General features: G+C 60.9%; 11 protein-coding genes and 1 tRNA gene. 7 read left to right on the forward strand and 5 right to left on the reverse strand.

The annotated features are described in order from the left end of the window. Nucleotides 1-20: 20 nt before the first annotated feature. A complete protein-coding gene (locus PHO31112_RS20605; protein ID WP_150622572.1) occupies nt 21-2,039 on the forward strand; it encodes an NEL-type E3 ubiquitin ligase domain-containing protein in 2,019 nt (672 codons plus the stop codon). Nucleotides 2,040-2,856: 817 nt separating this feature from the next. On the opposite strand, the gene PHO31112_RS20615 is transcribed toward PHO31112_RS20605, so the two are convergent. The 5 genes from PHO31112_RS20615 to PHO31112_RS20635 all read right to left on the reverse strand — a co-directional run bounded on the left by PHO31112_RS20615 (nt 2,857) and on the right by PHO31112_RS20635 (nt 6,543). Next, nucleotides 2,857-3,888 carry a tyrosine-type recombinase/integrase gene (locus PHO31112_RS20615; protein ID WP_343042771.1) on the reverse strand — a complete coding sequence of 344 codons (1,032 nt, stop codon included), beginning with the start codon at nt 3,886-3,888 and terminating at the stop codon, nt 2,857-2,859. A 153-nt stretch (nt 3,889-4,041) separates the two neighbouring features. Next, nucleotides 4,042-4,116, reverse strand: a tRNA-Val gene (locus PHO31112_RS20620). 267 nt (nt 4,117-4,383) lie between these two features. Further along, nucleotides 4,384-5,124, reverse strand: coding sequence for a DNA polymerase III subunit epsilon (dnaQ, locus tag PHO31112_RS20625; RefSeq protein ID WP_150622574.1), 741 nt, complete (start codon nt 5,122-5,124; stop codon nt 4,384-4,386). 100 nt (nt 5,125-5,224) lie between these two features. Then, nucleotides 5,225-5,671 carry a ribonuclease HI gene (gene rnhA, locus PHO31112_RS20630; protein WP_150622576.1) on the reverse strand — a complete coding sequence of 149 codons (447 nt, stop codon included), beginning with the start codon at nt 5,669-5,671 and terminating at the stop codon, nt 5,225-5,227. 11 nt (nt 5,672-5,682) lie between these two features. Next, complete coding sequence (locus tag PHO31112_RS20635; protein WP_150622578.1) at nt 5,683-6,543, reverse strand: methyltransferase domain-containing protein; 861 nt, start codon at nt 6,541-6,543, stop codon at nt 5,683-5,685. Nucleotides 6,544-6,557: 14 nt separating this feature from the next. On the opposite strand from PHO31112_RS20635, the gene gloB reads away from it, so the two are divergent. The 6 genes from gloB (at nt 6,558) to PHO31112_RS20665 (ending at nt 12,279) form a co-directional block, all read left to right on the forward strand. Continuing rightward, on the forward strand, nt 6,558-7,382 hold the full coding sequence (gene gloB / locus PHO31112_RS20640) for a hydroxyacylglutathione hydrolase (protein WP_150622580.1): 825 nt from the start codon (nt 6,558-6,560) through the stop codon (nt 7,380-7,382). 342 nt (nt 7,383-7,724) lie between these two features. After that, nucleotides 7,725-9,389 carry a transglycosylase SLT domain-containing protein gene (locus PHO31112_RS20645; RefSeq protein WP_150622581.1) on the forward strand — a complete coding sequence of 555 codons (1,665 nt, stop codon included), beginning with the start codon at nt 7,725-7,727 and terminating at the stop codon, nt 9,387-9,389. A gap of 229 nt (nt 9,390-9,618) precedes the next feature. Further along, entirely contained in the window at nt 9,619-9,801 is a 183-nt protein-coding gene (locus PHO31112_RS20650) for a hypothetical protein (protein ID WP_150622583.1), read from the forward strand. 13 nt (nt 9,802-9,814) lie between these two features. Beyond that, the gene (locus PHO31112_RS20655; protein WP_150622585.1) at nt 9,815-10,303 is read left to right on the forward strand and encodes a hypothetical protein; all 489 of its coding nucleotides are present in this window, start codon (nt 9,815-9,817) and stop codon (nt 10,301-10,303) included. Further along, on the forward strand, nt 10,287-10,445 hold the full coding sequence (locus PHO31112_RS20660) for a lasso peptide biosynthesis B2 protein (protein WP_150622586.1): 159 nt from the start codon (nt 10,287-10,289) through the stop codon (nt 10,443-10,445). The genes PHO31112_RS20655 and PHO31112_RS20660 overlap by 17 nt, the downstream gene beginning before the upstream one ends. A gap of 55 nt (nt 10,446-10,500) precedes the next feature. Further along, a complete protein-coding gene (locus PHO31112_RS20665; RefSeq protein WP_150622588.1) occupies nt 10,501-12,279 on the forward strand; it encodes an asparagine synthase-related protein in 1,779 nt (592 codons plus the stop codon). Nucleotides 12,280-12,473: the final 194 nt, after the last annotated feature.

Here is a 12,473-nt window from a genome sequence, read left to right on the forward strand (position 1 = left end):
CTTCCATTGACTTTTCATCCATGCCGATCACTTCTATAGGATCACATTTACTGGCCGGGCTGACCCAAGTGCTGTGCGAATGCCCTTGCTCGTCCCCGCAAGTCGATGAAGAAAGAGAATTAATGCTCGAGTATGCCGGCCAGCGGGACGATCCGGACCATGAGTGGCGCTGCGCCGCGCTATTGGCCGCGCTCGCCTGGACCCATCGCCAGCTCAGCCAGGTGGGTCGCACGGACATTGAGTGGGTGTGCCGGGACTTGACGCAGCATTTGGCACGCTCATGCCGTGAAGGCCTGGACATCGAGGTATTGGTCGATGCATTCGTAAACCTTGGCTTGGAAAATGCGCGCGGTGGCCAGACCCGTGAACCGTCGCCAGCTCATGTGAAACTCGCCCGTGATGTGCTCGCCACGCTGGAGGCTCGCGTGAACGCGGGTCAACTCTTGAGAGAACTGATCGCAGACTTACCCGGGCAGCAGGCGGGAGATGATAGCGGCGTCGATGAGCTCTATCGGTACTCCTTGGCCGCATGGGTGGCATTCGCGCCGAGGGGGGATGAGAGGAAAGGCCGTGCAATCGCGCAGGACAGGATTCTCAACATGGTGGGTGGCGAATTAGACCTGAAGGGTCTACTTTTGGATAGCCTGCCGGATTTGCCTGCGGGTCTCACAACGCTTGACGTACGCAGTAACGGGTTGACTGAGCTGCGAGCCTTGCCTGAGAGCCTCGTGAAGCTCTCAGCTGCCGGCAACTACTTAGACCACCTGCCAGAATTGCCTGAGGGCCTCACAAAGCTTGACGTACGCACCAACCTGCTGACCTACCTGCCCCCCTTGCCCATGGGTCTCACAACGCTTTTCGCAAGCAGCAACCGACTATCCGAGTTGCCGACGTTGCCCGAGGGTATCAAGACGCTTGGCGTAAGCGGCAATCATCTGACCCACCTGCCGGCGCTGCCTGCAAGTCTAAGAATGCTTGATATCTCGTCCAACCGACTGACCCACCTGCCGCCAAGTGTATTTGGTATGCCGTATGAGGGTGAGGTAAATGCCGAATCCAACTTATTTTCGCTCATATTTATGGAACAGGCGCACAAGGCGATGTTGGCGCCAGGCTATAACGGGCCTCAGATTCGCTTCGAGATGGCGTTTCGCTGTGTGGGCGAAGCAGTTCGGGAATGGTTGAGCAACAACGAACAAACGCAGATACGCCGATGGCAGGCGCACAGCATCGAATTAAATGCCGATGGGTTCGCACGTTTTCTGTTCCATTTGAAAGCGGCCGTCGACGACAATGCCGAGTTCAAGGCGGGGGTCGCCAAGTGGTTAACCAAACTCTCCCAGGATGGAGAATTTCGCCAACTGACCTTCCTGGCCGCCCAAGGGGCCGCCGCGACCTGCGAGGATCGCGTTGCACTGACGTATAACGACCTGACTAAACTCAGTCATGCGCATGCCGTCAGCCGTGGCGATTATGACAACAGGCTCGTTGAGATCGTCGAGCGCGGGCGTGGGGCATTTCGCCTGGACGCACTGGAGAGGATTGCCCGCAAGAAAGCCGAGGCGTTATGGCTGGTCGACAAAATCGAAGTCTATCTGGCCTATCAGGTCCAACTGCGTGATCGGCTGCACTTGCCCACTGACATCGCAAACATGCGCTTCCTCTGGTTCTCGAGGGTGGATGCGCAGGATCTGGAGGATGCCGTGCAGGAGGTTCTCGCCCGAGAGCAGACGGAGTTCTCCCAGTACTTCCTAGTCGAATGGGAGCCTTGGCAGCAGGTGCTGGCCCGGCTGGATCCTGAGGGAACCGAACGCGCGCATCAAAAATTGCAGGACATGCTCGCCGATTACGACCGGGAGGTGTCCGCGCAGCTGGCCAGTCTTGGGGTGCCGGAAGATCCTGAAACGCAGGCGCAGGCTGGGGTTGGCCTCATGAAGGTACAGCAGTTGGCGGTCTATGAAGAGCTCACTCGAGAACTCTTGCGCAAGCGGGGTGAGGAGGCACTCATGGACCAGATCTTGGGTGCGGCCAATCGGTGACGGCACCGGTATCTCTCTCGCTGTGGCCCTTGTCGCCGGTGCATCCATGTCGCTGGCCTCGGTGCCAGCCCGCGCGGCAAAGTTGCCGCATTCGTTGGTGACGGATCATCGCGTCAAGCAAGTGCCGTATGACCCGAATCAAGTCTACGAGATCGTCGGCACGTATGGCTACAATCGTCCCACTTCGACTAAGCAGGCAGAAGATCATGGGTAACGACGGACTCGCAAGCATTCGAGCCGACTTGGCAACGCTCCGGGCAACCACGATGCGGATGGTTGACGGGCAGTCGCGCCTGTTTGAACAACGCACTAGTTCCTCGTGGTCTGACCTCGGAGATTGGCGGGCATTCTTAGTGGGGGCTGCAATCTGGATGGCTGGTGCCGGGTTGCTTCAAGATCGACGACGAGGATTCGCGATGTTGTTGGTCTATCCGAAGATTGCACTTCGCTCACTCCTTTCGATTGCGCATTGGTGTCCATGACCAAACTTGCTGCACGTTGCGCAACGTTGCCGTGCTGTATCTCAACGTGTCGCACGGTATTTGTGGGCCTATTGAGGCGCTGCGGTGCACTGAGGGTACTCAAGGTAGTGTTGTTGCCGAGCGTAAGTCAGCGCCTTTTCTTGCGCTGACTCAGAGGCTTGTGACTGAACGACCCAATATACGTTTGCCCACAGCATCATCGCGACATCGGTAAAATCGAATTTAGCCATGCTTCACCTCTTCGGTAGGTGTCAATGTGGTCAGGTTGGGCCTGCTGTTGGCGCAGCAGGCTCGACCGCTCCGGATCGAATGGTGTTCTTAACCCAGCTTCAAGGCTAGGTCCGCGGCCCGAGGATGGTAGTAGCGTCGCAGCATTTGTACCGTCCTATGGCCAGTAACCGCAGAGAGTTCAAGTACATTGTCCAGTCGCTCGGCGAGGCGTGACGTTGCCTCGTGGCGAAGGTCGTGTGGAAGTGAAGATCCTCGATGCGGGCTCGCTCGCAGGCGCGCACAAATGCCTTTTTTAGGGATTCCACGGAAATGGGGAAGACCGGAGAGTTTGGTGTTACGCCATGCGCTGAGAGAAGCTCTAGCGTTTGAATCGCCCGAGTGCTTAATGGAACGTCACGCGCTTCCCCATTTTTGGAATCGTGGAGGCGTGCGTATCGTTCGGGAAGGTGAACATCTCCCCAGCGCAAAGACAGCATTTCGCTGCGACGCATGGCCGTTTCGATCGCCAAAATTACGATAGGGCGCAGAAATTCGTTTCTACTTCCACCTGCCTCAAACGTCCCGTTCTCAGACCTTGAGCCCAGCGAAAGCTCTGCCAACAGGCGTTCCTCCTCGCCAGGACGCAAACGCCTAGAGCGAGCCCGATTTTCCTTGGGGCGTCGAATTTGCGATACGGGGTTGATTTCGATCGGAATCGCCCATTCCTTTTGTGCCACGCTCAGAACGTGACCGATGAGCGTCAACTCTCGATTCACCGTCGATCCTGACACGGGCTTGGCATCCCCGGTGCCGGTTAGGCGTCGATCCCGGTAGCGAGCGATGTTGTGGCCGCCGAGGTCTGCAATCTTGACCTGGGCTATTGGGTCGGTTTTGAGCTTGCGAAGCCGCAAGATCTCCAAGGATCCTCCCTTCTTCTGAGGAGACACCTCTTTTGCATATCGTTGGAAAAGATCCTTGAGCGTATGCCGCCTTGCTTGCGATCTGTCGACGCCCCCCCCGCGGTCAATTTCGGCTTCGACCTGACGAGCCCACATTTCTGCTTCGGCCTTAGTGTCGAACGTCCGACTTTGCGCCGGATAGTCCTTTCTCCGGACGAACGCTCGCCAGTAGTTCCCGCGTTTTGAGATCGATGCCACGTGCTGCTCCAGACAAGTTCTTGTTGAGGTCTGGACGCATTTTCTGACTGCACCGCTTTTGCACCAAAAGCTCTTAAACAGAGGTTCGACGGCAAAAGAAAAAGGCCCTCGGCAATTGCCTGAGGGCCTTATTCCGCGCGGTTCGCGCAAATTTGGTGGGTGGTACAGGGATTGAACCTGTGACCCCTGCCGTGTGAAGGCAGTGCTCTACCGCTGAGCTAACCACCCAAATCATTAACTAAATCAATGACTTAGTGTTGATTGCTGAAGCTTCCGCTTCGCAATCAGGAGCAGAACTTTAACTGTTTTCGCAGAAGCCTGCAACCTTTCTTTCGTTCTTTTTTGCTGCCGCCGTGACGATATCTCTCGATCACTTCACGCCGTTTCTCGCGATGACTCGCAAGCAGCAAAGACAGCGATTATAAGGATGTTTTCTTCGCTTGGGAAGAGCCGCATGCGAAATTCTCGCAAAGTCCCGGATCGTGCTGCGCGAACTTACGCGGCGGACGGTGCGTCGCCTTCGGGCGGTGCCGGTTCTTTGCGCCACACGCACATGCCCTTCATGCTCTTGTCGATGCCGTTCAGCACGTCATCGTGCAGCGCAATCTCTTCGGTCGCGGCCGCGATGACCGGCAGGTCGAACTGACGCAGCGAAATCTTCTCGCGATGTGCGCTGGCTTCCCCGTCGTCGCCGTCGTTCGTATCCATGACGAGGCTTTCCTGACCGCGCGTCATGGCGAGGTAGACGTCGGCAAGCAGTTCCGCGTCAAGCAATGCGCCGTGCAACGTGCGGTGTGCATTGTTCACGCCGAGACGCTCGCAAAGCGCATCCAGCGAATTGCGTCGGCCTGGGAACATCTCGCGGGCCCGCATCAGCGTGTCGATGAGGCTTGAACAGTGCTGCATGAATGGCGGCCAGCCGAGACGGCCGAACTCCATGTCGAGGAAGCCCAAATCGAACGCGGCGTTGTGGATGATGATCTCGGCGTCGCGGCAATATTCGCGCAACTCTTCAGCGATCTCGGCGAATTTTGGCTTGTCGGAGAGGAATTCGGTGGTCAATCCGTGCACCGCCAGTGCGCCCGGATCGCTGTCGCGCTCGGGGTTGATGTAGAAGTGCAGGTTGTTGCCGGTCAGGCGGCGATTGACCAGTTCGACACAACCGATTTCCAGCAGACGGTCACCCGTCTTGGCATTCAGGCCAGTGGTTTCGGTATCGAGGATCAGTTGTCGCATGATGTTCGGTGAGTCTCGTGTGCTTTCGGAATTGGCGCGCTGCGGGTCATGACGCCTCACGCAGCGCGCGGATGGTGCTCGTCGGATCGCCGCCGTCGCGCTAACCGCGACGCAGACTCTCCACGCCGCGATTGGCCAATTGGTCGGCAGCTTCGTTGCCTTCATGCCCGGCGTGGCCTTTCACCCAGCGCCAGTCGATCTCGTGTTTCTGCGAAACGACATCGAGCGTCTGCCAAAGATCGGCGTTCTTCACCGGCGCTTTGGCTGCCGTCTTCCAGCCGCGCGTCTTCCAGCCGTGAATCCACTCGCTGATGCCTTTCTGCACGTACTGCGAGTCGGTGTGGAGCACAACGTGGCAGGGCTTGTTCAGCGCTTCGAGCGCGCGAATGACGGCAAGCAGCTCCATGCGGTTGTTGGTGGTGTTGGCTTCGCCGCCAAACAATTCCTTGCGGTGTTTGCCCGCGACGAGCAGGGCGCCCCAACCGCCGGGGCCGGGGTTGCCTTTGCAGGCACCGTCGGTATAAATCTCAACTTGCGGCAAGGTCATCTCTCAAACAATCAATCGGGCGCATCGGTCGCTTCGGCCATCTGGCGATGCGTGGTATTGGGCGTAGCGACCGGTGCCGCCGCTGGCTGGAGGCCGAGTATACGCTTGCGCACTTTTCCGACCAAGCGCATGCCCCGCACCCGCTTGACCGCCCGCACTGCATAGAGCGCACCGAAGATCGGCCACCAACGGTCGCCCGCCGGTTCCATGAACTCGAAGCGTTGCAGCCAGTGGTCGCCGCGCAGGGGCGGGCGATAGCAACCGAAGCGTCCGCGATCGATGTCGAAGGACAGCAGCTTGAGCCAGTCTTTCAGACGCGTGAACGCAATGAGATCGGCACCCGGCGGCAGAAATGGCGCACCGGCGAGCCTGCCCAGTTCCTCGCGTGCGCCCCACAGGCTCAGATTGTTGAAGCCGGTGATGATGACCTGTCCCTCGGGCACGAGAATGCGCTCGACCTCGCGCAGGATGTCGTGCGGATTCTCGGCAAATTCGAGCACGTGCGGCAGTACGACAAGATCGGTGCTTGCCGTGGCGATGGGCAACTCGTCGAACCGGCTCACGAGGATGTCGCGGGCGACCATGGCCGCCGAACTCGCATCGCACGACGGTGTGCTGCCGGTCGTATCGCTGGCGGCCTTGGTCATGAGCGGCGGTGCTTCGACGCCCCGTGCGGCAGGAAGAATGAGGCCCCGGTAAGGCATGCGGTTTTCGCGCAGCGTATCCAGCTCGGGGCGGCCGAGTTGCAGTGCGTGATAGCCGAACAGATCCCCGACCCATTGGTCGAAGAGGGTTTGTTCCCATGCAAGCGCGTAGCGGCCTGGCGGTGAGACGAGCCAGACGGGCCAGTCTATAATCGGACGTTCTGACATGGTGGCGAGTATATATGGATGCGCACGCAGATGCGGCGAGTAAGCAGTCGGCCGGTACACTGACAGTTTTTCCCGTCCCCGCGTTCCAGGACAATTATCTCTGGGTCATCGATAACGGCAAAGATGCCGTAGCCGTCGACCCGGGCGACGCCGCCCCGGTGCTCGCCTATCTCGAATCGCGCGGCCTCACGCTGCGCGCTATCCTCGTCACGCACAAGCATGCCGACCACATTGGCGGCGTCGGCACGCTGCTCGAGCATTTCGACGTTCCCGTGCACGGCCCGGCCCACGAAGCCATCGCATGTGTCGATCATCCGCATGACGGTGGCGAGACGGTTCACATTGCATTCCCGGCCATGACGCTGGAAGTGATCGACGTGCCCGGCCATACATCGGGCCATATCGCATACTTCCTCGGCACCGGTGCAGGCGCGCCGCGTCTGTTCTGCGGCGACACGCTGTTCTCGTGCGGTTGTGGCCGCCTGTTCGAGGGCACGCCCGCGCAGATGCTCGCGTCGCTCGATGCGCTCGCGGCACTCCCGCCCGCCACGCTCGTGCACTGTGCGCACGAATACACCCTGTCGAACATTCGCTTCGCCTTGGCAGTCGATCCAGACAACGCGGCACTCGCCGCATGGCATCGGCAGGCAACGGCGCTTCGCGCTGCCGGGCGTCCGACGCTGCCCACCACGCTCGCTCAGGAGCGGGAGACGAACCCTTTCCTGCGCAGCGATGCGCCGGCAGTCATCGCCGCCGCCCAAGCGCACGCCGGCCACGCAACGCCTTCCCGTGAGGCGGTGTTCGCTACCGTACGCCGCTGGAAAGATACCTTCCGCTAATCGGCGTGCTTCATGACGTGAGCGCGTCATGCTGTCAATAGCATTACGCATCATGACTTCTGCCATAAGACGGACATTGACATATTCATACACGCCTGCTCAACCCTGCCGGATCGCCTCGGATATGAAGTTTTGGCGCTGTTTCGATGGCATCGAATACGCAACTTTGGTGTATCTCTTCGACGACATTGTCGAAAATCAAACTAAGGGATAACCCCCATTTTTAGGGCATTTGGGCATAAATTTTGCAAAAAAAATAGGCAGAAAGGTTGACGCATCCGAAGGGTTTCCTTACCATCCATGCCAATTTCATGAAGATGTCACCCTATTTGAGCCCGATCAATGCGACTTCTCGTTAGCTTGCTACTGACGCTGCTTCTTGCGGCTTGCGCCAGCACAGCGCCGACCACAGGTGCATCGAATTCCACCCCCGAAGCGCAGAGCAAGTCGCCTCTCGCGTCGACCGCCAAAGGCAAGCAGCGAGTCTCCAGCGATCAGACCATCGATCTCGATAACGACTCCTTGAACGATCTGGCCTACGGCACCGACGCCGATCTCTGGTCACGCATTCGTCATGGTTTCGCTATCCCCGATCTGGATACCGACCTCGCGCAGGACCGCACGCAGTGGTACGCACAGCGTCCTGAATACGTCGAGCGCATGATCCAGCGGTCGAACAAATATCTGTTCCACATCGTTGAGGAACTTGAGCGCCGTCACATGCCGACGGAGCTGGCGTTGCTGCCGTTCGTGGAAAGTGCATACAATCCGCAGGCGCTCTCGACGGCCAAGGCCGCCGGTATGTGGCAGTTCATCCCGAGCACGGGCAAGACGTACAACCTCAAGCAGAACATGTTCCAGGACGAGCGCCGCGACGTGCTCGCCTCGACGACCGCCGCGCTCGATTACCTCTCGAAGCTCTATGCGATGTTCGGCGACTGGCACCTGGCGCTCGCTGCCTATAACTGGGGCGAGGGCAACGTGCAGCGCGCGATCGACCGCAATCAGGCGCAAGGTCTGCCCACCGATTATCTGAGCCTGCGTATGCCGACCGAGACACGTTATTACGTGCCGAAGCTGCAGGCGATCAAGAACATCATTGCGCACCCGGACCTCTACAGCGTGAAGCTGCCCGAGATTCCGAATCACCCGTATTTCGTCAGCGTGACCACCAAGCGCGACATCGACGTGGCGCTCGCCGCGAAGCTGGCCGATCTGCCGCTCGACGAATTCCATGCACTTAACCCGTCGTTCCGCAAGCCCGTGATTCTCGGCGCTGCGCAGCCGCAAATTCTGCTGCCGTTCGACAGCGCCGAAGTGTTTCAGCGCCGGTTGAGGGGCTACGACAAACCGCTATCGAGCTGGACGACTTACACGTCGGCCTCGCGTGAGCGTCCGGAAGATGTGGCGCTCAAGCTGGGCGTCGACGCTGCCATCATTCGCTCGGTCAACAACATTGCACCGCGTATGCGTCTGAAGGCCGGCTCGACGCTGCTGGTGCCGCGTTCGAACGACATCGATCAGGACATCAGCGCGTCGGTGGCCAGCAACGCGGTGCTGGCGCTGGAGCCGGACCTTCCCGACACCCGCAAGGTCATGGTGCGTGCGCGCAAGCACGACACGCTCGCCAGCGTTGCCTCGCGCAGCGGTGTGAGCGTGGCGCAGATCAAGAGCTGGAACCGTCTGCGTCGCGATACGCTCACGTCGGGCCAACTGCTGGTGCTGCATGTGCCGGTCAAGGATGCCTCGCGCGTGATGGCCGCTTCCGCCGCACCGGCGGCACCGGCAGCCAAGGAAGACGACGCACCACGTACGCGCATGGTGCGTGGCAAGAACGGCAAGATGATCCGCGTGGTCGACCGCCGTCCGGCCGCCAGCCCGGCCAAGGCCGCTGTCGCCAGCAGCAAGACCGCCCCGGCCAAGGTCGCGTCGAAGGCGCCCGCGAAGGCCCCGGCAAAGACTGCCGCCAAGGCACCTGCGAAGGTCACCAAGACGGCGCAGCGCTAAGCGCCAGCCCTCCGTTTCGCCCGGCGATTACCGTATCGCCGGCGTCAAACAAAACGCCCGTGAGGATCTCCCTCACGGGCGTTTTGTTTTTGCGGGCGGGGAATGTCTGCCGCGTCTCTGGACCCGCTTCACACCTGCTTCGGAAAATTCCTATAAATAGACTGGCTCTCGTTTCCTATGATGAAGACGCGGATGGATCCGTTCGTACTCACTCAAAAAGGAGTCCTAAATGAAGGATCAAGTGGGAACCACGAACGTAGTGACAGAACTTGATGTGCTCTCCTCGGTGGACGCTACCCGTGCCATGCGCGGCGTTCTTGGCAATAGCGCTGACGGCTTCACGGTGCTGCCGCATAGTTTCTCGCCGATTTGCATTCCGCCGTTGCCGGTGGCCACCGGGGGTAACGTCTGAGGTGACGGATTCGATGCGAATCGGAGCCAACGCGTGTGCGAACGCACCGGTTTTCCGTCATCTGGCGCCCAACGTGCACGTTGCGGGTATCGACCGGCATATGGTGGTGCTCAGGCTCTCCCGCGATCGCTACTTCAATCTCTCCTACAACCATTCACAAGCGTTACGCCGTTTGATCGGCTGGTCGCATGACCCTGCAATGTCAGTCGACACCGCACAGGCGATGCAGAGCATGTTCGACGCGGACGGCATTCTCGCGCCGGGTGAGCGCAACGCCCCCGACTCGTGCACTGCAATACGCGACATGCCTGCGCAGCCCGGATTCCACGCCTGGCTGGCGATGCCCGGTGACATCGGCGTAGCACCCCGCAAGCGCGACGTGCTGCGTGCGTGCTACTGGCTATGGCAAGCACAGCGCGCCACGCGACGGGCTCGCATTGCCGGGGTGATCGACCGGGTGCCTGCCGTGGTATGCCGCGCTCGCCATGTGGTGCGCCTATGACGGCTGGCGGCTTCAACTCGTGATCGGCGTTCAGCGCCAGCCGTTTTACGCCCGCGCGTGGGCTGAAGCGCAGGGACACGTCGTCGGTGACGATCCGCGGCGCCGAGAGCAACTCGCCGTGATCTTCGAGACATCCGCCTGAGCCGAGGTGAGACGCGGCAAGTTGGCGTTACGACTCAATTAAAACGGAGCCCGCAATGAGAATTGCCCGCCTGAGACCTGGGCCGGCCGAGCGGCACGTGCCGTTGCCCGGAGCCGTCGTACTGCGTGCCTTGGATGGCCAGCCCGCAGCCCGCATTTGCCCCGAAGCGAGCAGCGAGCGCCGGTACACGAGTGGTCAGAGCGAGTTACTCGCCTGGTATGTGAGCGGCCGCGTGTTCCGCAAGGAGGATGGTCAGGAAGTGACGCCGGGGCTCGAACTAGCCCGCACGGCGATCGAATCGCCGGAGCGATTCGTCGAGCAGTTCTGGGGGCATTACCGGGTCATCGTGCACGACCGCTGGTGCGCGACGACACTCGTTCTGTGCGACCCATGTGGCCACTGTCCGACGTACTACCGCTTTTGCCGCGACGGGGCGGTGCATGTCGCCGCGAACCCGGCCTCGATTGCCGACGCTCGCCCGGCGTTCAATAGCGACGCACTCAAGTCCTTTCTCGTTCATGGCGACGTTGGCCGCGTGCAGTGTGCGCTGCACGACGTGGAACGTCTGCCGCTGGGACATGCGCTGTGGATTCCCGAGCGCGGTGCGCCGAAGACCCATGTCGTGTGGTGGCCGTCGTGGCGACAGCGCGGCGACGCGAATGGGGCAGGCGAAGCGGCGTCTGGCAAGGGGCTGCTGGGACTACTGCGCCGATCGGCAGAGCGTTGCCTCGGAGACAAGCCTGCGGTGCTCGAGTTGTCGGGCGGCGTCGAGTCGACATCGCTCGCGTTGGCGCTTGCCGAGTCGGGGCGTGCCGGCAACTGCACTGCGGTGAATCATTGCGATCCGGCATCGCCATCGAGTGACAAGTCGCATCATGCGGACAGCGTCGCGCGGCACGTGCGCATGGCGTTCGAGCGTTTCGATATCGAACATGGCGCGTTTTCGCCGCCTGCGACGATCCCGCGTCTGGCGCGTCCCGCGCTGCATGTGTGCATGCTCGCGCAGCTCGACGCCTTGCGCGAACGGCTGACGTCGTACCGCGATCACCGGCTCGTCAACGGGCATGGCGGCAACGCAATCTTCCTTGCCTCGCCGCCCGATGGCGCGCTTCTCGATGCTTTCGCCGACGGCCAGTGGCGGCGAGGATTCGGCGCGTGGCGTGATCTGGCGGTGATGCAGCGCTTGCCGCTATGGTGGGTGTTGCAGCGCGCCTTCGTACAGTTGCGGCAGCGTCACGCCGATCCCCTGGCGGCACAGGCGAGCGATCTGCTTACGGCCGCGGCCTGCGACGGTCTGGCCGAGGGCATCGAGCCGCTCGCCCAGGCGTGGCTCGCGCAATGGTCGCTTCGTATACGCCCGGGCAAGCGCGCGCAGATTCTGCGCACGCTCGGCAACCTTCGCGACATCGAGGTGTATCCGTCGTTGGCCGCGAGCGGCACGGTGTTTCCGTTCCTGACGCAGCCGGTCGTCGAAGCCGGTTTCGCCATGCCGACGTACCGCCTTTTCAATGCGATATACAACCGGCTGCCGTTGCGCCGCGCCGCCTATCTTGCGAGCGGCCTGCCGAATCTCTGGCAGCGCGACAAGGGGATGATGACGGGCATCGTGGGGGCGGACGTGGCGGCCAACCTCCCGCATGTGGAAGAGGTGTGTCTGGAGGGCTACTGTGCGGCATCGGGATGGATCGATCGCGACGCATGCCGGCGGGCCATCGGCCGCATTGCGCATCACCATCTCGAATCGATGGCAACGATCCGTCGCCTGTATGCCGTAGAGATGTTCGTGCGCGGCTGGCGCCAGGATGCAGGCCAGCATCGGGCGGCACCGGCATGATGTGCCAGGCCGGTAGGCCGACAACACAACAACGCGGCAACGTCGCCGCCCCGGCCTGACGCCGTGTCCGTGTAATCCCCTAGGATTTCGCGGGCAGGGCGAGGTTGCCCGGTAAGCCTTCCGTAAGCGTCAACGCGCACACTGAACGCGAGGCACGTCACCCGTGCCTGACGATTTCATTGCACTGAAACGCA

Source organism: Pandoraea horticolens, from assembly GCF_902459555.1.
In the GTDB taxonomy this organism is placed as follows: domain Bacteria; phylum Pseudomonadota; class Gammaproteobacteria; order Burkholderiales; family Burkholderiaceae; genus Pandoraea; species Pandoraea horticolens.

Excerpts from the sequence above, each read along its gene's own strand:
- PHO31112_RS20605 (WP_150622572.1), top strand. The coding sequence starts at position 21 with ATGCCGATCACTTCTATAGGATCACATTTACTGGCCGGGCTGACCCAA.
- dnaQ (WP_150622574.1), bottom strand. The coding sequence starts at position 5,124 with ATGCGACAACTGATCCTCGATACCGAAACCACTGGCCTGAATGCCAAG.
- rnhA (WP_150622576.1), bottom strand. The coding sequence starts at position 5,671 with ATGACCTTGCCGCAAGTTGAGATTTATACCGACGGTGCCTGCAAAGGC.
- PHO31112_RS20635 (WP_150622578.1), bottom strand. The coding sequence starts at position 6,543 with ATGTCAGAACGTCCGATTATAGACTGGCCCGTCTGGCTCGTCTCACCG.
- gloB (WP_150622580.1), top strand. The coding sequence starts at position 6,558 with ATGGATGCGCACGCAGATGCGGCGAGTAAGCAGTCGGCCGGTACACTG.
- PHO31112_RS20645 (WP_150622581.1), top strand. The coding sequence starts at position 7,725 with ATGCGACTTCTCGTTAGCTTGCTACTGACGCTGCTTCTTGCGGCTTGC.
- PHO31112_RS20650 (WP_150622583.1), top strand. The coding sequence starts at position 9,619 with ATGAAGGATCAAGTGGGAACCACGAACGTAGTGACAGAACTTGATGTG.
- PHO31112_RS20655 (WP_150622585.1), top strand. The coding sequence starts at position 9,815 with ATGCGAATCGGAGCCAACGCGTGTGCGAACGCACCGGTTTTCCGTCAT.
- PHO31112_RS20660 (WP_150622586.1), top strand. The coding sequence starts at position 10,287 with ATGTGGTGCGCCTATGACGGCTGGCGGCTTCAACTCGTGATCGGCGTT.
- PHO31112_RS20665 (WP_150622588.1), top strand. The coding sequence starts at position 10,501 with ATGAGAATTGCCCGCCTGAGACCTGGGCCGGCCGAGCGGCACGTGCCG.